General features: G+C 71.7%; 17 protein-coding genes. 10 read left to right on the forward strand and 7 right to left on the reverse strand.

The genetic code is table 11. The features are described 5' to 3' along the window. Positions 1-10 precede the first annotated feature (10 nt). Positions 11-241 (forward strand): hypothetical protein, encoded by a 231-nt coding sequence (locus tag LGI35_RS28180; RefSeq protein ID WP_227297042.1) that lies wholly within the window; start codon positions 11-13, stop codon positions 239-241. Beyond that, positions 238-1,665: a sodium:solute symporter family protein gene (locus LGI35_RS28185; RefSeq protein WP_227297043.1), complete on the forward strand. Its 1,428-nt coding sequence runs from the start codon at positions 238-240 to the stop codon at positions 1,663-1,665. Before LGI35_RS28180 ends, LGI35_RS28185 begins: the two co-directional genes overlap by 4 nt. Before the next feature lie 83 nt (positions 1,666-1,748). On the opposite strand, the gene LGI35_RS28190 is transcribed toward LGI35_RS28185, so the two are convergent. Then, on the reverse strand, positions 1,749-4,442 hold the full coding sequence (locus LGI35_RS28190) for a glycosyl hydrolase family 65 domain-containing protein (protein WP_423835729.1): 2,694 nt from the start codon (positions 4,440-4,442) through the stop codon (positions 1,749-1,751). 274 nt (positions 4,443-4,716) lie between these two features. On the opposite strand from LGI35_RS28190, the gene LGI35_RS28195 reads away from it, so the two are divergent. From LGI35_RS28195 to LGI35_RS28220, 6 genes are all read left to right on the forward strand, one after another. Beyond that, positions 4,717-5,469, forward strand: coding sequence for a GntR family transcriptional regulator (locus tag LGI35_RS28195; RefSeq protein WP_227297044.1), 753 nt, complete (start codon positions 4,717-4,719; stop codon positions 5,467-5,469). A gap of 154 nt (positions 5,470-5,623) precedes the next feature. Further along, positions 5,624-7,309, forward strand: a complete 1,686-nt coding sequence (locus tag LGI35_RS28200; RefSeq protein ID WP_227297045.1) for a purine-cytosine permease family protein — start codon at positions 5,624-5,626, stop codon at positions 7,307-7,309. A gap of 195 nt (positions 7,310-7,504) precedes the next feature. Continuing rightward, positions 7,505-7,696 carry an SPOR domain-containing protein gene (locus LGI35_RS28205; protein ID WP_116510396.1) on the forward strand — a complete coding sequence of 64 codons (192 nt, stop codon included), beginning with the start codon at positions 7,505-7,507 and terminating at the stop codon, positions 7,694-7,696. Positions 7,697-7,727: 31 nt separating this feature from the next. Continuing rightward, on the forward strand, positions 7,728-8,123 hold the full coding sequence (locus LGI35_RS28210; RefSeq protein ID WP_227297046.1) for a (deoxy)nucleoside triphosphate pyrophosphohydrolase: 396 nt from the start codon (positions 7,728-7,730) through the stop codon (positions 8,121-8,123). A 479-nt stretch (positions 8,124-8,602) separates the two neighbouring features. Further along, positions 8,603-9,091, forward strand: coding sequence for an ATP-binding protein (locus LGI35_RS28215; RefSeq protein WP_227297047.1), 489 nt, complete (start codon positions 8,603-8,605; stop codon positions 9,089-9,091). A 300-nt stretch (positions 9,092-9,391) separates the two neighbouring features. Continuing rightward, on the forward strand, positions 9,392-12,100 hold the full coding sequence (locus tag LGI35_RS28220) for a SpoIIE family protein phosphatase (protein ID WP_227297048.1): 2,709 nt from the start codon (positions 9,392-9,394) through the stop codon (positions 12,098-12,100). Positions 12,101-12,123: 23 nt separating this feature from the next. Here the strand turns inward: LGI35_RS28220 and LGI35_RS28225 are convergent, their stop codons facing one another. Together LGI35_RS28225 and LGI35_RS28230 are read right to left on the reverse strand one after the other, a co-directional pair. Next, positions 12,124-12,837 carry a PspA/IM30 family protein gene (locus LGI35_RS28225; RefSeq protein ID WP_227297049.1) on the reverse strand — a complete coding sequence of 238 codons (714 nt, stop codon included), beginning with the start codon at positions 12,835-12,837 and terminating at the stop codon, positions 12,124-12,126. 56 nt (positions 12,838-12,893) lie between these two features. After that, a complete protein-coding gene (locus LGI35_RS28230; protein WP_227297050.1) occupies positions 12,894-15,002 on the reverse strand; it encodes a TPM domain-containing protein in 2,109 nt (702 codons plus the stop codon). 124 nt (positions 15,003-15,126) lie between these two features. Here LGI35_RS28230 and LGI35_RS28235 point away from each other — a divergent pair, with 124 nt between their 5' ends. Continuing rightward, positions 15,127-15,810: a hypothetical protein gene (locus tag LGI35_RS28235; RefSeq protein WP_227297051.1), complete on the forward strand. Its 684-nt coding sequence runs from the start codon at positions 15,127-15,129 to the stop codon at positions 15,808-15,810. 12 nt (positions 15,811-15,822) lie between these two features. Here LGI35_RS28235 and LGI35_RS28240 read toward each other — a convergent pair whose 3' ends face one another. The 4 genes from LGI35_RS28240 to LGI35_RS28255 are packed head-to-tail and all read right to left on the reverse strand — an operon-like array spanning position 15,823 to position 19,698. Then, positions 15,823-16,596: a succinate dehydrogenase/fumarate reductase iron-sulfur subunit gene (locus LGI35_RS28240; protein ID WP_116510382.1), complete on the reverse strand. Its 774-nt coding sequence runs from the start codon at positions 16,594-16,596 to the stop codon at positions 15,823-15,825. Continuing rightward, entirely contained in the window at positions 16,593-18,545 is a 1,953-nt protein-coding gene (locus LGI35_RS28245; RefSeq protein WP_227297052.1) for a fumarate reductase/succinate dehydrogenase flavoprotein subunit, read from the reverse strand. Before LGI35_RS28245 ends, LGI35_RS28240 begins: the two co-directional genes overlap by 4 nt. A 17-nt stretch (positions 18,546-18,562) precedes the next feature. Continuing rightward, positions 18,563-19,390 carry a hypothetical protein gene (locus LGI35_RS28250; RefSeq protein WP_227297053.1) on the reverse strand — a complete coding sequence of 276 codons (828 nt, stop codon included), beginning with the start codon at positions 19,388-19,390 and terminating at the stop codon, positions 18,563-18,565. A gap of 20 nt (positions 19,391-19,410) precedes the next feature. After that, positions 19,411-19,698: a hypothetical protein gene (locus tag LGI35_RS28255; RefSeq protein WP_227297054.1), complete on the reverse strand. Its 288-nt coding sequence runs from the start codon at positions 19,696-19,698 to the stop codon at positions 19,411-19,413. A gap of 401 nt (positions 19,699-20,099) precedes the next feature. On the opposite strand from LGI35_RS28255, the gene LGI35_RS28260 reads away from it, so the two are divergent. Further along, positions 20,100-22,517: an ABC transporter family substrate-binding protein gene (locus LGI35_RS28260; protein WP_227297055.1), complete on the forward strand. Its 2,418-nt coding sequence runs from the start codon at positions 20,100-20,102 to the stop codon at positions 22,515-22,517. Positions 22,518-22,667 lie beyond the last annotated feature (150 nt).

Here is a 22,667-nt window from a genome sequence, read left to right on the forward strand (position 1 = left end):
TGGAGCCCTGATGAGAAAACCGCACGTGATCTGGGCCGTCGTGCCCGTACTGGCTTTCCTCAGCACCCCGTTCCTGCCCTTCGTCAACGGCCCGTACCTCTGGTTCGGCATCCCCTCCGTCCTGGCCTGGTGCCTGCTGTGGACGGCCGGTACGACGGCTTCGCTCGCCCTCGTCGAGCACCTCGCGCGCACCGACAACGAACGCGCCGACCGCGACGAGGCCGAGGAGGCCGCCGCATGAACACCACCATGGTCATCACTCTCATCGGCATGGTCTCCATCGCCGTCGTCGGCGTGAGCGGGCGCAGACCGCGCAGCGGGGAACTCGGCGAATGGACCGTGGGGAAACGGAAGTTCTCCACCTTCACCACCTGGTTCCTCCAGGCGGGCGAGGCCTTCACGACCTTCAGCTTCCTCGGTCTCGCGGGCATCGCCTTCGGCGGAGGTGTCGCCGCCGCGTTCGCGCTGTGCTACCTCGCGATCAACTTCGTCCTGCAGTACTTCACCGCGCCCCGGATGCGTGAACTCGGCCGCAAGGGCGGCTACTTGACGCAGGCGGACTTCTTCGCCGACCGCTACCGCAGCCCTCTGCTCGGCAAGGTCGTCGCCGTCGTCGGCGCCGTCTTCCTGCTGCCGTACCTCCAGCTCCAGATCACCGGGCTCGGGATGATCGTCCAGCTCGCCACCGGCAGCCGCACGGGCGGCAACCTCAGCATGGTCCTCGCCACCGTCCTCACCGTCGCCTTCGTCCTGTGGTCCGGCATCCGCGGCATCGCCCGCGTCGCCTATCTCAAGGACGCCCTGATGATCGTCGGGCTTCTGGTGCTGATCATCGGCGTCGCGGTCTCCGTGAAGGGCGGGATCGGCGGCCTCTTCGAGACCGTGCGGGACAGTCACCCACAGCTCCTGACGCTCCATCAGGAGGGGTACGACGCCACGTTCTTCGTCACCGCCGTCATCATCTCCGGCATCGGCGGCGGACTCGGCACCATGGCCCACCTGTGGCCGCCGGTCCTCGCCGCCGTCAGCGGGCGCGCCCTGCGCAAGAACGCCGTCTGGCTGCCGCTCTACCAGATAGCACTCGGCATCCCGGTGATCGTCGGCTTCGCGGGAATCCTCATGGTGAAGCCGGGCTCGCCCGCGAACTCCGTCGCCCTCACCCTCGCCGGCCAGACCCTGCCCGGCTGGCTCGTCGGCGTCGTCGCGGTCGCCGCGGCCTCGGCCGCCATGGTCCCCTCGGCGGCCATCGTCGTGGGCATCTCCAGCCTGCTGTCCCGCAACCTGCTGAGCGCGCGCAACGAACGTACGCAGCTGCGCACCAATCACCTCTGCGTGGTCGCGGCCGCCGCGCTCGCCCTCGTGCTCGGCCTGACCAGGCCCGGACTCCTGTCCGACCTGCTGCTGCTCACCTACGGAGGCCTCACCCAGCTCGCCCCGGCGATCGTCATGGGCCTGGCGAAGAAGGTGCGTCTGGACGCCGTGCCCGCACTGCTCGGCATCCTGACCGGCGTCGGCGTCCTGATCTGGCTCACCTTCGGGAGCGTGGACGTCGGCACGGTCGACACCGGGCTCATCGCGCTCGTGCCGAACCTGGTGGTGACGGCGGTCGCTCAACTCGTGGTGCGGTCCCGCTCCCTGGCCGCCGTGCCGGCCGAGGCCAACTGACCGGCCGCCGGGCGCCGTCGCGCGGTGTGGGGCCGTGTGCGGCGCCCGGTGGTCTCCGGGGCCTGCCGGTCGGGCGGCAGGCCCTACCTCACCCTCAACTCCTTTACGGGCTCCGGCTTTTCGCCGTTCTCGGTGACGCGTACGTACCGGGCCGTGTGTCCCGGCGCGAAGGCCCGCCAGGCCGCCCCGTCGGCGGACGTCGTCACCGCGTACGCGCGCGTGCCCGTGACGTCCACCCCGGAGAGCTCCGCCGTCCGGCCGAGGTCGACCGTGAGGGAGGCGTGCACGGTCGCCGGCTGCCACGGGGTGGCCGGATTGCCGTCCACCGCCGCCTCCGCGTACAGGCCCGGCTCCTCGGACGTCGCCGTCGCGGTGCGGCAGCGGGCCAGGTCGGAGGTGGGTTCGAGGTCGGGGCGCCGGGTGCGCAGGACGAGCCCGCCGCGGTCGACGGTGGCGCGCCCGGTGGGCGTGACGACGGGGAACGGCTCGCCCGCGGTCAGCCTGACCGTCGTACGCTCCGGCCCGATCGCGATGTCGTACGTGCGTCCGCGCCAGGTCAGCCCGCGCAGCGCCACGCCCCTGCCGAGCTGCGGCGGCAGCGACGGGTCCAGGCGCAGGGCGTCCTCCTCGAGGCGCAGGCCGGTCAGGCCGTGCGTGAACACCTGGAGGAAGCCGCCCTTTCCGGTCAGGAAGTCCTGCGCGGGCGTGCCCGCGAGCGGGTCGCTGGACCCCGCCTTCGTGCCGCGCGCCTCCGAGAACAGCCCGAACGGCTCCCGGAAGAACGGCTTCGAGGCGCGCCGCAGGAACGTGTACGTGGCACAGCCCGGCTCCCCGGCCGACGCGGCGGCCACCGCGTTCACGGAGTCCGTCATCGCGGGCCCGTCCGGGTCGGTGTGCGCGACGTAGTAGTCCAGGGTCGCCGCGGCCGCGCCCTTCGGCATCGGCTTCCAGTCCAGCGGATACAGCAGCAGGACCGCGTCGGCCTGCTTGATCGTCGAGCCGTTGTAGCCCTCGTACTGGAGGAAGATCTTGCGCTTGGGGTCGTAGGGGATGCGGAGCCCGTCGGCGATCGTCGTCCACGCGGCCGGGGGCGCGGCGCCCACGAGCCGGGCGGCGCGGGCGGCGGAGCGCAGGGCCGTGGCCGCGACGGCGTTCGTGTAGACCCCGTCGTCGACGCCGTTGCTGTACTCGTCGGGGCCTGCGACGTCCTTGATGGAGTACGAGCCGTCGGTGTTCTTCGTGACGCGTGAAGTCCAGTACTCCGCGAGGCCCTCGAGCAGCGGCCAGCCGCGCGAGCGCAGCCAGGCGCGGTCGCCCGTGGCCAGGTAGTACTGCCAGACGGCGAGCGCGATGTCGCCCTGGAGGTGGTTCTGGGTGACGCAGTGCGGCGGGAACCAGCTCTGGCACTCCGTCCACAGGGCGCCGCGGCTCGCGCTGGTCCACGGGTACATGAGGCCCTTGACCGACGTCTTCAGGGCGTTGTCGGCGGCCGCCTCGCGCGTGCGGTAGCGGTACTCGAGGACGGGGCGCGCCAGTTCGGGACGGTCGGCGAGCAGCGCGGGGAACATCCACGTCTCGGCGTCCCAGAAGATCATGCCCGCGTAGGCGTCGCCGGTGAGCCCGGCGGGCGCCACGCTGTCGCGACCACCGGCGCGCACCGCCGTGAGAAGCCCGTACCGCGCGGCCCGCACCTGCTGCTGGAGGTCGGGCCGGTCCGGGACCTCGATGTCCGACGTCCACAACTTCTGCCAGGCGGCGCCGTGTCGGCGGAACAGCTCGTCCCATCCGGCGGAGGCCGCCCGCTGCGAGGCGCCGACGGCCGAGTCGTGCGGGGTGCGGGAGGTGAGAGCCGTGTCCACGCCGATGTATTTGGTGACGGTGTACGTGCGGCCCGTGTCGACGGAGAAGGTGGCGGACTGACGGTTGGTCAACGTATCGGCGCGGCCCGCCGGGTGGGTGCGGCCGGGGGCGCGCAGGGTGGAGGCGACGACGCCGTCCTCGCGGGTGCCGTCCGTGCGGAAGCCCACCGCCATCGTGCGCTTGCCCGCGGGGCCGCCGCCGGTGGCCGCGATCCGGCGGGCGCCGCGGCCGTCGATCAGGTCGGTGACGGTCGCCTCACCGCTCCAGTGCGGCGTGACACGCAGCCGCACGGCTCCGGTGTGCGCGTGCGAGCGGTCGGTGAGCACGTCGTACGTCAGGTCGGTGCGCCGGCCGTCCTTGTGCGTCCAGGTCAGCGACGTACGGACGAATCCGCAGCGCAGGCTGAGGGTCTGCCGGTAGTGCGAGATCCGGCTGCCTGGGCCGTACGTCTCGTCGCCCACCGTCAGGTCGAGCGCGGTCCAGTTCGGCAGCGCGGCGACGGCCTCGCGGTGCGCGGTGTTCTCGGGGCCGCGCGCGTAGAGCCCGGTGGCGAACGCCCCGTCGTAGCGCGGCGTGTAGAGCGGCCAGCCGGTCCTGTCGCCGGGCGCGGCGTAGCCCGCGCCGGACGGCGGGACGCGCACACCGAGATAACCGTTGCCGGTGTACGCGTGATAGGTGTTCGCGGGGTCGACACGGGTGGTGGCCGGGGCCCAGGCGGGGTCGCCGGTGCAGGCCTCGGGGGCCATGGGGGTCTGGGAGGCACCTGAGGTGGAGCCCGCGGGCACGGGGGCGGGATCGGCGGACGCGGGCGCCGGGCCGGGGCCGGGCGTCGCCAGGGCCGCGCCCGGTGAGGCGCCGAGCACCGCGAGTGCGAGGAGGACGGTGAGGCGGGCGGGGGATCGGCGGGGTCGGGTCACGCATCCGACGATGCGGGCGGTTGCGGACGGGAGTCGGGCAACCCGCGCCGGAGGTCCCACGGATGGCGGGGGTGTCCTCGCCCCCACCCGTCCCGACGGCCAGGCGTAAGCACCCCCTTACCTGGAGAAAGTCCCTGCGTAAAGGCCTGCGCGGGCGCATGTCATCACTTCGAGTGATTCTTTGGCCTTTGCTTGCGGCGCACAACCCAGGGTTGCGACGCTGTTGCTGTCTGTCAATCTGACGGGTCGCCATGGGTCTTAGGGAGTGCAGCCAGTGACATTCGGTGAGCAGCCGGCGTATCTGCGCGTCGCGGGTGATCTCCGCAAGAAGATCGTCAATGGATCGCTGCCACCGCACACCCGGCTCCCGTCACAGGCCAGGATCCGCGAGGAGTACGGCGTCTCGGACACCGTCGCCCTCGAAGCCCGCAAGGTGCTGATGGCCGAGGGTCTCGTCGAGGGGCGCTCGGGATCGGGCACGTATGTGCGCGAGACGCCGGTACCGCGCCGCGTCGCCCGTTCCGGATACCGGCCGAGCAGCGGCTCCACCCCCTTCAAGCAGGAGCAGGCCGACGAGGCGGCGCGCGGCACGTGGGACTCCCGCAGCGAGCAGGTCGAGGCGAGCGGCGTCATCGCCGAGCGCCTCGGTGTCCGGGCCGGCGACCGCGTGATGTGTACGAAGTACGTCTACCGGGACGCGGGGGAGGCCATGATGCTCTCCACCTCCTGGGAGCCTCTCGCGGTCACGGGACGCACCCCGGTGATGCTCCCCGAGGAGGGCCCCCTCGGCGGCTGCGGCGTCGTCGAGCGCATGGCCGCCATCGACGTGATCGTGGACAACGTGACGGAGGAGGTCGGCGCCCGCCCCGGCCTCGCCGAGGAGCTCATGGCGCTCGGCGGAGTGCCCGGCCATGTCGTCCTCGTCATCCAGCGCACGTACTTCGCGTCGGGCAGACCGGTCGAGACGGCGGACGTCGTCGTCCCCGCCGACCGGTACCGGATCGCATACCACCTGCCCGTGAAGTGACCGATACGCGAACGCCCTGTCCGGGGCGCGTGACGGCGACTTAACCCGCGGCCGCCTCTCGTAACGCCGGGGCAATCACCGCCCGCCCCGCATTGTCATGCACGGCTCCTAACTTCCGTCCGTACCCGCAATCGGCCGGACGACAGGAACCCTCATGACGGACACGGTCACCCGTGACACAGAGGCAGCCCCGCCGCGGCGCAGCTACGCCAAGCTCGCCGCGGACGAGAGCCGCGAGGACTTCTCGCTGCGCTACGCGCCCCACTCCTACCGGCGTTGGTCCCCGACCATGGTCGCGTCCACCGCGCTCGGCGGCATCGCCTACCTCGCCGACTTCGCGATCGGCGCCTCCATCGTGTTCACGTACGGCTTCACGAGCGGGCTCGCCTCGATCCTGTGCGCGGCGACGATCATCTTCCTGACCGGCATCCCCATCGCCCGCGCCTGCGCCAAGTACGGCCTGGACATGGACCTCATCACCCGGGGCGCGGGCTTCGGCTACTTCGGCTCGACGCTCACGTCCCTCATCTACGCCTCGTTCACCTTCATCTTCTTCGCCCTCGAAGGCTCGATCATGGCGCAGGCCATGCACGAGGTCGTCGGACTGCCGCTGCCCGTCGGCTACTTGCTGACCACGCTCATCGTCATCCCGATCGTCTTCCGCGGCATGGGCGCCCTCGCCAAAGTGCAGGCGTGGACGCAGCCGGTCTGGCTCATCGGGCTCGTGCTGCCCTTCGTGATCCTGGCCTTCCACGCGCCGGGCTCCTTCGGCGACTTCACCCACTTCGGCGGCACGGAGGGCGCGGGCAGCGGCTTCTCCTGGCTCGGCTTCGGTCTCGGCACCGGTGTCGCGCTCTCCCTCATCGCGCAGATCGGAGAGCAGGCCGACTACCTGCGCTTCATGCCGGCCAAGACCGAGAAGAACAGGAAGCGATGGAATCTGGCCGTTCTCGCGGCCGGACCCGGCTGGGTGATCATCGGCGCCGCCAAGCAGCTCGGCGGCGCGCTCCTCGCCTTCGTCGCCCTCGAAGCCGTCGGCGGGACCCACGCGTTGGAGCCGATCGCGCCGCAGGTCGAGGCGCTCAAGCCGTGGCTCGGCTCGGTGGCCCTGCCCGCCGCGGCGCTCTTCGTGGTCGTCTCCCAGATCAAGATCAACGTGACCAACGCCTACAGCGGCTCGCTGTCCTGGTCGAACTTCTTCTCCCGCATCACCCACCGCCACCCGGGCCGGGTCTGGTACATCTTCCTCAACCTCGCCATCGCGCTGACGCTGATGGAGATGAACATGTTCGCGGCCCTGAACAAACTGCTGGGCTTCTACTCGAACGTGGGCATCGCCTGGATCGCGGCCGTCGCCGCCGACCTCGTCATCAACAAGCGGGTCGGCTGGAGCCCCAAGTACATCGAGTTCAAGCGGGCGTACCTGTATGCCGTGAACCCGGCCGGCTTCGGCGCCATGGTGATCGCGTCGGCCGTCTCGATCGTCGCGTTCTTCGGGGTGTTCGGCGAGTACGCGGAGGCCTTCTCGACGTTCATCGCGGCCGGACTCGCCCTGACGCTCTGCCCGTTGATCGCCTGGGCCACCAAGGGCAAGTACTACCTGGCCAGGCCCAACCCGGTGAACGGCCCCGGCGTCGAGATCGCCGACATCACGGCGACCCACACGTGCAGCGTCTGCGAGACGGCGTACGAACTCCCGGACATCGCGGACTGCCCCGTCCGGTCGGGCCCGATCTGCTCGCTGTGCTGCTCGCTGGACGCGGAGTGCGGCGACGCCTGCCGCAAGGAGCCGCAGGCGGGCCCGGTGCTGATGCCGATGCCGACGGTGCGTACCGGCTGACCGCCCGAGCCACGGAACGTCCAGGGGGCGCTCTCTTCGGAGTGCGCCCCCTGCAAATTGGCTGGTTGCGTATCTCTTTGTGCCAATGCGTATCCGCTGCGTGAAGGTCAGGCGTACGCTCGGGCATATGCGGAGTGGGGTTTCCTCAGAAAGCGGGGCGCTGTGCGAGCCGGGGTCGGGGAGTGGAGGGGCGCGATGAACGAGGGCACGACCACGCTTGTGTGGCTCGTCATACGCCAGGACGACAACGGAAACCGCTATCGCGTCGGCAGGTACGCGACCAGGGCCGAAGCCCAGAAGATCGCCGACAGTCTCGACGACCGCGGCCACAAGCAGCTCTACTGGGTCGAGCGCCTCGGCCAGGCGCAGAACGGCACCGCGCGCTGACGTCCCGGCCCGCGGCCGTAGGCTCCGGGACATGACTGAACCGACCGTCGTCGTCGCGGCGGCCCTCCAGGAGAGCGGGCGTCTGCTCGCCGCGCGACGCAGTGCGCCCCCCGAGCTCGCGGGCCGCTGGGAACTCCCCGGCGGCAAGGTCGAACCCGGCGAGGACCCGACGCGGGCTCTCGTACGGGAGTTGCGCGAGGAACTCGGGATCGGCGCCGAGCTCGTGGCGCGCGTCCCGGGGGAGTGGCCCCTGAAGCCCGGATACGTGCTGCGGGTGTGGACCGCGCGTCTGCTGTCCGGCAGCCCGCGCCCCCTGGAAGACCACGACGAGCTGCGCTGGCTCGGCCCCGACGAGATCTGGTCCGTGGACTGGCTCGACCAGGACGTGCCGGCGGTGAAGGCGGTGCTCGCGGCGCAACGGCCGTGATCCGTCCCCCGGCAGCCCTGTCCGCGCTACCGGTCGTCGTGCCGCGGGCTGCCGCCGTCGTGCTGCAGGTTGTGTGCGGCTAGCCGCTATCGCCGTGCTGCTGGTTGTGTGCGGCTAGTCGCTATCGCCGTGCTGCTGGTTGTGTGCGGCTAGTCGCTATCGCCGTGCTGCTGGTTGTGTGCCGCAAGCCGCTATCGCCGTGCTGTCGGCTGCGTGCCGCAAGTCGCCATCGCCGTCACGCGGGCTGCCGCCGTCGTGCTGCAGGTTGTGTGCGGCAAGCCACCATCGCCGTGCTGCCGGTTGTGTGCCGCAAGCCGCCATCGCCGTGACGCCGACTGCGGGCTGCCGCCGTCGTGCCGTCGGCTGCCGCCCTCGTGCTGCCGGTTGTGTCACCCGTCGTACCGTCCGAAGTGCTCCGTTCGTGCCGCCCTTCGCGGAGTGTTCGTGTGAGACGGTAGCTCTCACAGTCACCCGGGTATATGCCGATTAACCCTACGAAATCGGACGAGATCCGAAGGGGTGGACGGGGTTCTACTGCTGCCTGGGAAGTGATCGGCGTGTTCGACACCGACGGCGACGGGGAGTGCGCCCAGTGGGTCTTCCCCGACGAACCGGGCACAGTCCGTTCCGCTCGTGCCGCCGTCCGCGGTCAGCTCGGTGTCTGGGACCTCGATTCGCTCGGCGATGTCACCGAACTACTCGTCAGCGAGCTGGTCACCAACGCACTCCGGCACGCTTCGGGCCCCATCGGTGTACGTCTCCTGCGGTCGGCCGAGCCGGCCCACACCCTGCGGGTGGAGGTCTCCGATCCCCTTCCGGATCCGCCGCTGGAGCGGGTCGCGGGGCCGGAAGAGGAGAGCGGGCGGGGGCTCCAGCTGGTCGCGGGGGCGGCGCGGCGGTGGGGGACGCGGCCCGGTGACGCGGGCAAGACGGTCTGGTTCGAACTGTCGCTGCCCGGCCGGTACTGACCGCGGCCGTCACGGGTGGCCTGAACCTGCGGCCGGAACCGGTGGCGTCGCGCCGGTTAGGAGGAACCCTCCCTGGTTAGGAGACAGGGAGCATGCTGATCGGCGAAGGGGCCGGCCAGGAAGAATCACAGGACAGCCGCGGATCTGGTTGTCGTCCTGTTACGTCGGGACGGGCCAAAAAGCGTCGGGACCGTGGTGTGATCGTGAACACCGTGTTGCGCGGCTCCGTAGTGCTGGATACTGCGGGCAGCCGCCCCGGTGACCGGTGCCGGACGCGGTGAGCTGGAGGGGACGGTTCGCGTGAGCGAGATACCAGCGAAGGCCACGTCGTCCGAGGACACCTCGGGCGGGACGGCCGCGCGCGATGCGGCAGGCCCGCTCCGGGCCGAGACATGGCAGAGCAGTCCGCCCGGCTCCATGTACGACTACATCAAGGTCGCCTCCTTCTCCATCGGCCCCGACGGGCTGATCGACCAGTGGAGCCGGCGCGCGGCGCAGCTCTTCGGCGTCAGTGCGCAGGAAGCCGTGGGCAAGGACCCCATCGAGGCCTTCGTCTCCACGGAACTGCGCGAGCGCGGCCACCGCAAGATGGCGGAGATCCTCGACGGCCGTGAGTGGACCGGCGTCGTCCCCTTCCGGATGCCCAGGGACCGGGCGGCGGAGACGGACGGATCGGCCTCCGGTGAGCGCGATCCGCGCGTCCCCGGTCAGCACATCCCCGGTCAGCACGGCCCCGCTCCGTATACGGAGGGGATAGCCGAGGTCTATGTGATGCCGACCGAGACGGAGTCCGGCGAGCGCGCCGCCGTCTGCATCGTCGTCGACGTCCGCGCCCTGCGCCGCATCGAGACGGACCTCGCCGCGTCGGAGGCCATTTTCGGCCAATCTCCTTTCGGTTTCCTGCTGTTCGGCACCGACCTGAAGGTGCAGCGGGCCAACCGGCCCTTCGCCGCCGTCTTCGGCGGCCGGGCCGACGACCACCGCGGCCGCACCGTCCACGACTACCTGCCCCGCGGCGAGGCCGATCGCGTCCAGGCCGCGCTGCGCCGCGTCCTGGAGAGCGGCGAGTCCGTCACTGACATGCAGCTCGTCGGGCCCGCGCCCGACTCCGCCGAGCGCCGCCACTGGTCGATCAACCTCTACCGCGTGCACAGCGGCAGCGGCCGGCCCATCGGCGTCGCCGGGCTCGCCACCGACGTCACCCGGCGGCACGCCGCCGCCCGCGAGGCCGCGCACGCCCGCCGCAACCTCGCCCTCCTCAACGAAGCGGGCGCCCGCATAGGCAACTCGCTCGACCTGGAGACCACCGCCCGCGAGCTCCTCGACGTCGTCGTCCCCGGCTTCTGCGACCTCGCCTCCGTCGACCTCTACCAAGGGCTCCTCGCCGGCGACGAGTCGGCGCTCAACAGCCGCAGCCTCGCCGACGGCAGCGCCGAGCTGCGCAGGGTCGCCGCCGCGAGCGCCGTCGCCGACGTGCCGTACCTCGAAGCGTCCGGAGGCGACGGGGTCGTCGAGGTCGGGGCCGTCCACCGCTACTCCTTCAACTCGCCCTGCGCGGACGCCCTGCGCACCGCCCGCCCCCAGTTCGTCCCCGCCGCGTCCGGCGGCCTCATCCAGTCCACGCTGGCCGTGCCGATGGTCGCCCACGACACCGTCGTCGGCCTCGCGCGCTTCGCCCGTACGAAGGGCAGCGAGCCCTTCAACGACCGCGACCGCGCCCTCGCCGTCGAACTCGCCGCGCGCGCCGCCGTCTGCATCGACAACGCCCGCCTCTACCGGCGCGAGCACGAGCGCGCCCTGATACTCCAGCGGTCGCTGCTCCCGCCGGACGACCCCGAGGCGTCCGGCCTCGACATCGCCTGCCGTTACCTGCCGGGCAACGCGGCCACGGAGGTCGGCGGCGACTGGTTCGACGTCATCGAGCTGCCGGGGCACAGAACCGCGCTCGTCGTCGGCGACGTCATGGGCCGCGGCCTGCGCGCCGCCGTCGCCATGGGCGAACTGCGCACCGCCGTACGGACCCTGGCCCTCCTCGACCTCGAACCCGCGGAGGTCCTCTCCGCGCTCGACGAGATCGCCCGCGGCCTCGGCGCTCCCGGCAGCCCGTCGTCCCCGGCCCCCGGCCCCGGCGGCGGTGTCCAGCAGGCCACCCGCGCCGCCCGCAGGACCGGCGACGCCGACCTCTCCGAGGTCTACCTCGCCACCTGCGTGTACGCGGTCTACGACGCCGTGACCCGGCGCTGCACCTTCGCCAACGCGGGCCATCTGCCGCCCGTCCTGGTCGAGCCCGGCGAAGGGGCGCTCATGCTCGACGTACCCCCGGGCATGCCGCTCGGCGTCGGCGGGGAGCCCTTCGAGGAGGTGGAGGTCGAACTGCCCGAGGGCTCGCTCCTCGCCCTCTACACCGACGGGCTCGTCGAGTCCCGCGACCACCCCCTCGACGAGGGCCTCTCCGCGTTCCGCAGCGCCCTGGACGATCCCTCGCCCGCGCTCGAGGACGTCTGCGACCACGTGCTGACCACGCTCGACACCCATCACGGCGAGGACGACATCGCGCTGCTGATGGCCCGCGTGCAGGGCCTGCCGGCCGACGCCGTGGGCGACTGGACGCTGCCGCGCGAGCCGCGCTCGGTGGGCCGCGCCCGCGAATTCACCCGCGCCCAGCTGACCCAATGGGACCTGGAGCCGCTCGTCGACACGACGGAACTGCTGGTCAGTGAGCTGGTCACCAACGCCCTGCGGTACGGCGAGGGCGAGATCAGGCTGCGCCTCCTGCTCGACCGCACCCTCGTGTGCGAGGTGTGGGACGCGGGCCTCGTCCAGCCGCGCCGCCGCCGCGCGCGCGACACGGACGAGGGCGGCCGCGGGCTTCAACTCGTGGGCCTGCTCAGCGCCTCCTGGGGCTCGCGCAGGACGCCGCGCGGCAAGACCGTCTGGTTCGAACTCCCGCTGCCGGACGGCGATTCGGCGGCCGTGGACCCGACGGAGGCGCTGCTCAGCCTGTACTGACCGGGCGCGCCGCCTCCCCGGCTCTACGCGGACGTCTTGAGCGCCGCCAGGCGCGCTTCGATCTCGGCGGTGTCGCCGAGGCCCTCCAGCTGCTCGAACTGCGCGTCGAGCGAGGAGTCGGCGAGCTCCTGCTTGCCCAGCGCCCTGGCCTCCTCGCGGCGCACCTTCTCCTCGAAGCGGCTCAGCTCGCTCGTCGGGTCGAGGACGTTGATGTTCTCGGCTGCGTCCATCATCTGGTTCTGGGCCTGCGCCGTCTTCGCGCGCGCCACCAACTGGTCCCGCTTCGACTGGAGTTCGACCAGCTTCGTCTTCATCTGGTCGAGGCCGGACTTCAGCTTTCCGACGACCTCGCTCTGCGCGGCGATCGTCGGCTCGACGTCCTTCGCCGCCTTCTCGGAACTCAGCTGCCGACCGAGCGCCACCTTGGCGAGGTTGTCGAACTTGTCGGCCTCCGCGGCACTGCCCGCCGCCCGCAGTTCGTCGGCCTTCTTGCTCGCGGCGAGCGCCTTGCCGCCCCACTCGGCGGCCGCCTCGACGTCCTCTTTGTGGTCCTGCTCCATCATCCGCAGATTGCCGATGGTCGCCGCGACGGCCTGCTCGGCCTCGGCGATGTTGTTCGAGTAGTCGCGGATCAGCTGGTCGAGCATCTTCTGCGGGTCCTCGGCGCCGTCCAGGAGGGCGTTGATGTTCGCCTTCGCCAGCTGGGCGACGCGGCCGAGAACGGTCTGCTTGGTCATGAGAGGTGCTCCTTGTACGAGGGAGATACGTGAGGAACTGGGTGGGTGCCGCCAGGTCAGAACCGTCCGCCGCCGCCCCTGCGGCCACGGGTCCCGCCCCCGCCGAAACTCCCCGGACCGCCGCCGCCGAACCCGCCCCCGAAGCCGCCGCCCCCGCCGGACCGCCCGCCGAACCCTCCGCCGGACCGCCCGCCCAGGAGTTCGCCCAGGATGATCCCGCCGAGCACCGCGCCGCCCATGCCCCCTCCGCCACGCCCGCCCCCGCCCCCGCCGCCGTACGGATTCCCGAAGGACCGCACGTCGTGCTCGGCGAGCTGCTGTGCCTGCCGGGCCAGCGCGTCGGCCCGCTGGGCGCCGGCCAGGGCGGCGGCGGGATCCGTCTGTGCCGCCGTCCGTACGTACTCCAGGTGCCGCTGTGCCTCGGCCAGGCGCGTACGGGCCTCGCTGCCCACCGCCCCGCGATGCGTGGTGATGAAGTCCGACGCGGCGCCGACGCTGCTGCGGGCCGTGAGTTCCGCCTGGTCGAGCAGGGAGCGCGCGCGGGCGGTGCCGGACTCGCGTTCGCGGGCCTCGGCCAGGGACGCGTCGAGCGCCGAATCGGCCTCCTCCACGCGGCGCAGCGCGTCGATCGGGTCGTAGGGGCCGGCGGCCATCTCCTTGCGCACGCCCGCGGCGACGGTCTCCACGCGCGCGATGCGCCCGCGCAGATCGGCCGTGGACGCGCCCTCGGTCATGCCTTCGAGGAGTCCGCGCGCGTCCGCGAGGTCGGTGTCGGACTCGGTGAGCGCGGCCGGCAGCTTCCCGGCGGCCTCGGCCAGTTCCTGGCCGAGCCGGTCGACCGCGTCCACGAAGGTGCCCGTCTGGTCGACGGCCGACTCGGCGGCCCGCAGGAACACCGCGGCCCTGCCGTTGTCGCCTCCGTCGACGCAGCTGCGCGCCTGACCGAGGTTCGTCGTGGCGAACACCAGCCGGTCCTTGGCCTGCTCGATGTGGCCCGCCACGGGAAGCAGCGCCGACGGTGCATAGCGGGAGCCGAGCGCCGTCAGCGTCTCTTCGGCCGTCGCCGTGCGGGCCGCCAGGTCACGGGAGGTGACCTCCACGTGCGCGAGAGCCTCGGGCGCGGTGCGCTCCAGGGCCCGCAGCCGGTCGAAGTCCGCGGCCTCGGCGTCGAGCCTGCGCCCCGCCTCGGTGCAGCGGCTGATGATCTCGTCCAGCATCTGCCGCTTCGTCGCGTCGTCCTCGGGGTGCGCGTCGTCGAGCTGCTGGCGCAGCCGGAAGGCCGTCGTCAGCTCCGACTGGGCGTACGCCACCGCCTCGGTGAACGGCTTGACGGCCTCGTCACCGAACTGGGCGGTGGCGAAGCCGAGTTCCTCCGTACTCGTGCGGATCGAGTCGTCGCTCTCCACCAGCAGCTGCCTGGCCTGCCTGTCCAGCTCGGGGAGCGGCGTGACCTTCGGTCCCGCGCCCCCGCCCCAGCCGCCGCCGGGCGTGGTGCGCGTACGCGTACGCCTCTTGCGGCGAGTGTACGTGAACGCCGCGAGGGCGCCCGCGCCGCCGACCACGATGAGGGGCAGAGCGAGGTCGGCCGCGCTGGGAGCCGTGTCCGAGCCGCCGGGGTCGGCCGGGCCCGGGGTGATCGTGGGGGCGGGGACGGCACGGCCCGCGAGCGTGGCGGAGATGCCGTCGGCCGCGCCGATCCCGGCGCCCGCCCAGTCGTTCCTGCGCAGCGCCGGTTCGATCGCGGTCTGCGCGACGTCCTTGAGCTGCGCGTCGGTGAGCTGGGAGTCCTGGTCGACGGAGTAGGCGTACTGCCGGTCGTGCGTGGCGACGGCGAGGAGCACGTCGTTGAGGCCGAGGCCGTTCTTGGCGGCCGTGTCGTCGGCCCACTTCTGGGCGGAGCGGCCGGAGAAGTCGCGTACGTAGACCACGAAGAGCTGAGTGTTGTGCTCGCTGTCGAGCGAGTCGAGGGCCGAGGCGACATCGGTCTCACGGTCGCGGAGGGCGTCCACCTTGTCGGTGATCTGGCCGGTTCTCGACAGAGTGACGGGGTCGTCGGCACGGGCGGTCGCGGCGGGCAGAAGCGCCCAGCAGAGCGCGAGCAGGGCGGCCACGGCCGACCGCGCGGCTATCCGTACCGGACGGGGGCGACTCGAAGGCGGCGTCACAGTTGGGAGCGTATGACCGGATCTGGGGTACCGCGACCGGGATCGACACGATCCGGTTGTGCCGAATCCGCATTGTTATCGCCGGACCTTCCGGCAAAACCGCTGCTCAACATAGGTTTCCGGCATGGAGAACGGACCCTGGGCCGCAGCCGGCGCGATCAGCGAACCGGAGCTTGTCGGGTCCGGACCCGCGGCCCCTGCGAACCGCCCCGGGCGCCTGCCTGCCGCACGCCGGCGGCGCCCCCTCGGCGCGCTGCTCGTCGGCGCGCTCGCCGCGTCCGCCGTCTGGGTCGCCGGACTGTACGCGTTCGGCGCGCAGGGCCCCGACCTGAGGGGTTACCGGGTGAGCGACCGCCTCTGTTCCCTCCTCGCGATGCCCCACCTCGCCACGGCCTTCGACCGCGGATCGCGCTGGGAGTCCACGCGGAGCAGCAGCGATGCGGTGGACACGGCGGACTGTTCGGGGGAGCTGGAACGCAAGGAGGGCACGGGGCGGGCCGCCACCCTCACGGCGTCCGTGGTCCTGCACAAGCGGACGGACCCCGGCGCGGAGTTCGACGCGGCGCGCACGACGGCCGCCGAGCGGATCCCGGGCCGGACCGAGGTGCGTACGGCGAAGGGCCTGGGCGACCGGGCGTACACGGTCGTCCATGGCCGGACCGCGACGGTCCACGTCCTCGACGGCGACGCGGAGTTCACCCTGAGCGTCAGCACCGTACCGGCCGGCGGGCGCGTCACGCCGGAGCGGCTGCGGCCGCTCGTGGCGGGCGACATGGGCGCGCTGATGCGCCGGGTGAGCACTCCGTAGCGCCGCTCGGCCCTACGAGGACGACCTCCGCCGGATCTTGTTCCCCAGCCACACCACCGGGTCGTACTTGCGGTCCACCGCTCGTTCCTTCAAGGGGATCAGGGCGTTGTCCGTGATGTGGATGCCCTCCGGGCAGACCTCCGTACAGCACTTCGTGATGTTGCAGTAGCCGAGGCCGTGGTCCTCCTGGGCGGTGCGCTTGCGGTCGAGGCCGGAGTCCGACGCCGCGTCGAGGGGGTGCATGTCCAGCTCGGCGACCCGCATCAGGAAGCGCGGGCCCGCGAACGCCGCCTTGTTCTCCTCGTGGTCGCGCACCGCATGGCACGTGTCCTGGCACAGGAAGCACTCGATGCACTTACGGAACTCCTGCGAGCGGTCCACGTCCTCCTGCTGCATGCGGTACTCGCCCGGGCCGACGCCGGCCGGCGGGACGAACGCGGGGATCTCGCGGGCCTTCGCGTAGTTGAAGCCGACGTCCGTGACCAGGTCGCGGACCACGGGGAAGGCGCGCAGCGGCGTCACCGTGATGACGTCCTCGCGGTCGAAGACCGACATGCGGGTCATGCACATCAGGCGGGGCCGGCCGTTGATCTCCGCCGAGCACGAACCGCACTTGCCCGCCTTGCAGTTCCACCGGACCGCGAGGTCGGACGCCTGGGTCGCCTGGATCCGGTGGATGATGTCGAGGACGACCTCGCCGTCGTTCACCTCCACGGAGAAGTCCGTCAGGTCACCGCCCTCGGCGTCCCCGCGCCAGACCCTGAAACGCGCATCGTACGAACTCACTCGTACAGCTCCTCTTCGGCGAGGTACTTGACCAGCTCTTCCTTCTCGAAGAGGGCGAGCAGGTCCGGGCGGATGGGCTCGGTGGTGTCGCGCACGAGGTCGATCTGGCCCCGGACCGGGTCGGTGGCCGCCAGGCCGCCGGTCGGATCGACGAGGCGGCAGAGCAGGTTCGTGCGGCGCCAGCGGCGGTCCATCGTCGGGTGGTCCTCGCGGGTGTGGCCGCCGCGCGACTCCGTGCGCTCCAGGGCGGCCCGCGCGATGCACTCGCTGACGAGCAGCATGTTGCGCAGGTCGAGCGAGAGGTGCCAGCCGGGGTTGAACTGGCGGTGCCCCTCCACCCCGGCCCGCCGCGCCCGCATCCGCAGCCCGGCGAGCCGGTCGAGCGCCTCGGCCATCTCCTCCTCGCGGCGGATGATGCCGACCAGGTCGTTCATCGCCTGCTGCAGCTCCTGGTGGAGCGTGTACGGGTTCTCGGCGACGCCCCCGTCCGCGGGACCCTCCGCGGAGAACGGGCGCAGCGCCTCCGCCGCCGCCGTGTCGACCTGGTCCGCGTCGATGGCCGGGCGCTCGTCGAGCCCGGCCGCGTACTCGGCCGCGTGCAGCCCGGCGCGGCGGCCGAAGACGAGGAGGTCGGAGAGCGAGTTGCCGCCGAGGCGGTTCGAGCCGTGCATGCCGCCCGCCACCTCGCCGGCCGCGAACAGGCCGGGGACGCCGCGCGCCGCCGCCGTGTCCGAGTCGACGGCGATGCCGCCCATCACGTAGTGGCAGGTCGGGCCGACCTCCATCGGCTCGGCCGTGATGTCGACGTCCGCCAGCTCCTTGAACTGGTGGTACATCGACGGCAGCCGGCGCCGGATGCGCTCGGCCGGCATGCGCGTGGAGACGTCGAGGAAGACGCCGCCGTGCGGAGAGCCACGGCCCGCCTTCACCTCGGAGTTGATGGCGCGCGCCACCTCGTCGCGGGGCAGCAGCTCGGGCGGGCGCCGGTTGTGGTCCGGGTCGTCGTACCAGCGGTCACCCTCGTCCTCCGACTCGGCGTACTTCTCCTTGAAGACGTCGGGGACGTAGTCGAACATGAACCGCTTGCCCTCGGAGTTGCGCAGGACCCCGCCGTCGCCGCGCACCGACTCCGTGACGAGGATGCCCTTCACCGACGGCGGCCAGACCATGCCCGTCGGATGGAACTGCACGAACTCCATGTTCAGCAGCGGCGCCCCGGCGAGCAGCGCCAGTGCGTGACCGTCGCCCGTGTACTCCCACGAGTTCGACGTCACCTTGAACGACTTGCCGATCCCGCCCGTCGCCAGCACCACGCTCGGCGCCTCCAGGACGAAGAAGCGGCCGCTCTCGCGCTCGTAGCAGAACGCGCCGGACACGCGGTCGCCCGCGGCGGAGCCGCTGTCGGACACCGCCTTGAGCACACGGGTGACCGTGCACTCCTGGAAGACCTTGAGGCGCGCCTCGTAGTCGCCGAACTCCTTGAAGTCCTCCTGCTGGAGCGCCACGATCTTCTGCTGGAGCGTGCGGATCAGCTCCAGGCCCGTGCGGTCGCCGACGTGCGCGAGGCGCGGGTACTCGTGGCCTCCGAAGTTGCGCTGCGAGATCCGGCCGTCCTCCGTGCGGTCGAACAGCGCGCCCCAGGTCTCCAACTCCCATACGCGGTCGGGTGCTTCGCGCGCGTGCAGCTCGGCCATCCGCCACTGGTTGAGGAACTTGCCGCCGCGCAGCGTGTCACGGAAGTGGACCTGCCAGCTGTCGCCGGAGTTCACGTTCCCCATGGCCGCGGCGATGCCGCCCTCGGCCATCACGGTGTGCGCCTTGCCGAAGAGGGACTTGCAGATCACGGCCGTACGCGCGCCGCGCTCGCGCGCCTCGATCGCCGCGCGCAGGCCCGCACCGCCCGCTCCCACCACGACGACGTCCCACTGCTGCCGCTCCACTTGAGACATCAGAAGTGCCACCCCATCTAGAAGAAGCGCGGATCGTCGAAGGCGCCGGACGACAGCAGGAACACGTAGAAGTCGGCGAGCGCGACGCTGATCAATGAGGCCCAGGCAAGCAGCATGTGACGGTTGTTCAGCTTTCCGACCCACTGCCACATCCGGTAGCGCACCGGGTGCTTGGAGAAGTGCTTGAGCTTGCCGCCGACGATGTGCCGGCACGAGTGGCAGGACAGGGTGTACGCCCAGATCAGCGTGATGTTCAGGAGGAAGACGAGCGTGCCGAGACCCATGTGGCCCCACGCGTAGGTCTCGTCGCGGAACGAGAGCACGGTGTCGTACGTGAGGATGCCCGCCACGAGGATCGCCGCGTAGAAGAAGTAGCGGTGGATGTTCTGCAGGATCAGCGGGAAGCGGGTCTCGCCCGTGTACTTCTTGTGCGGCTCGGCGACCGCGCAGGCGGGCGGAGACGCCCAGAACCCGCGGTAGTAGGCCTTCCGGTAGTAGTAGCAGGTCAGCCGGAAGCCGAGCGGGAAGATCAGGATGAGCAGCGCGGGGGACAGGCCCCACCAGCTGCCGAATATCTCCCAGTTGGGGCCCGCGTGCATCGGCTTGCAGTTCTCCGCGATGCACGGGGAGTAGAAGGGCGAGACGTACGGCGCGTGGTAGTAGTCCGTGTTCGCGAAGGCCCGCCACGTCGAGTAGACGATGAAGGCGAGCAGTCCCGCGGCGGTACTGGCGGGCGCCAGCCACCAGCGATCGGTGCGCAGGTGCCCGGACGCGATCGCGGCGCGCGTCCTGCCCCGGACGCCGTGCGCGCCCGCTTGGGGATGGGGTTCCGTGCCGGTGGCCAACGAAGCCTCCGCTCAGAGGGTCAGGGGGCGTGCCGGTCCCGGGCGCCGAGTCCTTCGTCGTCCGAGTCGGTCCAGAGCGAGCTGTCGTACGGGGTGTCGGGGACGGGCACGAGCTCGGGCCGGCGCGGTGGCGGCGGAGCGGCGGCAGCCGCCCGCAGCAGCGCGACGCTCTCGCGCAGATGGTCGGCGTCGGTGCGTACGCGCCGTACGTCGAGGCCGCCGTCGAGCTGCCGCTCCAGGCGCCCCACGGTCCGGCACAGCTCGTCGAGGCAGCGCTCGGCTGCCGCCAAGTCGTCGTTCAGGGACATGACTTGCCCTCGCTTCCGCTGGTGCGGCGGAGATGCTCATGCGCCTGCGAGTGTCGCGCGTCACATCACGCCTTGTGAAGGGATCTGCGCGGATTGCTGGAGTGCGGGGCTTCGTGCGCCCCCTCCGGGAGGCGGTGCCTCAGGGGCGGGGTGGTGGGGTTTCGCCGGCGGGTGCGGGGCTGTGGGGGCGTGCCGCAGAGTTCCCCGTGTCCGCGACGGGGCCGTCATTGGGCCGCACGAGTGGGGTTGTGGCACCCCAGCGCCGTGTCGCCGACGGCCTGCTCGGCCCGTCCCCTTCAGTGGGGCGATAGATGTGATCAGCTCCATATACCGCCAAACGTGATCAAACCCGGCCCGGTCCTGGCAAGCGGGCGGCCGGGCTAGCCCCGGAGGTACCCGTGATGTCCCATGACGGCGCCACATCTCGCCCCGCCAGGCGTCCCGCGCGGCGTCCCGTCCTGCGCTCGGCCGCGTTCCTCGTGTCGGGGGCGCTCGCGGTGACCGCCCTGGCCGGCTGCAGCTCGGGCGACGACGAAGCACAGTCCAGCAGTTCGGCCGCCCCCCAGGACATCGCGCCCGCGGACCGCGGCGACATCGCCGACGGCGGCACCCTGCGCTGGGCGGTCGACGCCCTGCCGGGGACCCTCAACTCCTTCCAGGCCGACGCCGACGCGGGCACGTCGCGCGTCGCCGGCGCCGTGCTGCCCTCGATGTTCCGGCTCGACAAGCAGGGCAGGGCGGTGCGCGACGCGGACTTCCTCGAGAAGGCCGAGGTCGTCGAGCGCGAGCCCAAGCAGGTCGTCCTGTACAAGCTCAACCAGCAGGCCGTGTGGAGCGACGGCCGCGAGATCGGCGCCGCCGACTTCGCCGCCCAGTGGCGCGCCCTGTCCGGCAAGGACTCCGCTTACTGGACGGCCCACAACGCGGGCTACGACCGCATCGAGAAGATCGAGCGCGGCAAGAACAACCTGGAGGTGCGGGTCACCTTCGCGAAGCCGTACGCGGACTGGCGCTCGCTGTTCTCGCCGCTGTACCCCAAGGACGTCATGGGGACCCCGGACGCCTTCAACGAGGGAGCCCGGAGCAAGCTCAAGGTCACCGCCGGCCCCTTCTCGATCAAGGGGATCGACCGCGACGCCAAGGACATCACGCTGGTGCGCAACCCGCGCTGGTGGGGCCGCCAGGCCAAGCTGGAGCAGCTCGTCCTGCGGGCCGTGCCCCGCGAGGACCGCGCCGAGGCGCTCGTCGCGGGGAAGGTCGACCTCGCCGCCGTCGACCCGGAAGAGGCCTCCCGCATCTCCCTCGCCGACCGCGACAAGGGCACCTCGGGCCCGCTCGCCCACGGTCCCGGCGCCCTGACGCCCGCCCAGTCGATGCGGTCCTGGGCCGTCGCGCACGGAGACGACGAAGCCGCGGCCGACGCGGAGCTCGACGTCCGCGCGAAGAACCGCGAGGCCGGCGACAAGTACAAGAAGGAGCAGTCGCGCCTGGAGGGCTACGTCCTCCGCAAGTCCCTCGAACCCGCCTTCACGCAGCTCGCGCTGAACGGCTCCGAGGGGCCCCTGGCCGACGAGCGGGTGCGCCGCGCCGTCGCCCGCGCGATCGACCGCAAGAAGCTCGCCGAGGTCGTCCTCAAGCCGCTCGGCCTGCCCGCGGACCCCGTCGGCAGCCATCTCGCCCTCGCCGGGCAGCAGGCGTACGCCGACAGCAGTGGTGCGCTCGGCAGCCAGGACACCACCGAGGCCCGGGCGCTGCTCGCGGACGCGGGCTGGGTGTCGGGCGGTCCCCTGAAGAAGGAGACCTCCACCACCAAGCCGAAGACGGCCGGCAACGTGTCCGGCAGCGAGTCCGGCAGCGAGGGCAAGAAGAGCAAGGCGGGCACGGAGGACAAGAAGGGTGCGGCCTCCGACTCGGACGACGGCACGTACATCGTCGGTGAGAGCGACCAGAAGCCGGGCGACCGTCAGCCGCCGCTGCTCGACCCCGAGCGCACCGCCGCCCACCGGTACGCCGCCCTCCTGCACCAGGCCGACGCGCGCAAGCTGCGCGAGGCCGACAAGGAGAAGAAGCACACGGACCGGTTCGCGAAGGAGGCCGCCCAGGGCGGCGTCCCGGGCGCGTACGCCCCGAAGGGGACGGCCGCACCCGCCGGTGCCCCCGCCGGGCCGCTCGCCAAGGACGGCAAGCCGCTGACGCTGCGCTTCGTGCTCCCGTCGGGCCCCGGCTCGGACTCGCTGCGCGCGGTCGCCGACCGGATCTCGCAGATGCTGGAGAAGATCGGCATCCGCACGGAGACGTCGAAGGTCGCCGACGCCAGCTACTTCAAGGACCACATCGCGTCCGGGCAGTACGACCTGGCGCTCTACTCGTGGCCCGCGTCGGCCTTCCCGGCCACCGACGCCCGCCCGATCTACGCCAAGCCGGTGCCCGCGGCCGACGGCTCGCTCACGGTCGAGCAGAACTACACCCGGGTCGGTACGGACCACATCGACCAGCTCTTCGACCAGGCGATCGGTGAGCTCGACGAGGGGGAGGAGCGCTCCCTGGTCCAGCAGGCCGACGCCCGTATCTGGGCCGCAGCAGGATCGATTCCTCTCTACCAGCGCCCGGAGCTGGTGGCCGCCCGTCGCAGCGTCGCCAACGCGGGGGCCTTCGGCTTCCAGGCGCCCGACTACGAGGACATCGGCTTCCTCAAGGCGGGTGCCCGGCCGGGTGCCGAGCCGAACGCCTCCGGCAGGGCGAGCGCGTCCGCGAGCTCCTCCGCCGGCCCGGCCGGGAAAACGCCCGACAAGCCGTCCGAGGAGCCGTCCGAGAAGTGACGCACATCGCACCCTGAGTGACCCTGAGAGCCCCTGGAGGATCGTCCCGAAGATCGCCCAGCTCAGATCTCGCTCAAGTCCCTTGCCCGCCGGTCCCTCCGGCGGGCAAGGTTCGTAGCACCACTGACCTGCGGTTTCTCAGGGGCGCCC

It is taken from the genome of Streptomyces longhuiensis (genome assembly GCF_020616555.1).
GTDB classification, from domain to species: Bacteria; Actinomycetota; Actinomycetes; order Streptomycetales; family Streptomycetaceae; genus Streptomyces; species Streptomyces longhuiensis.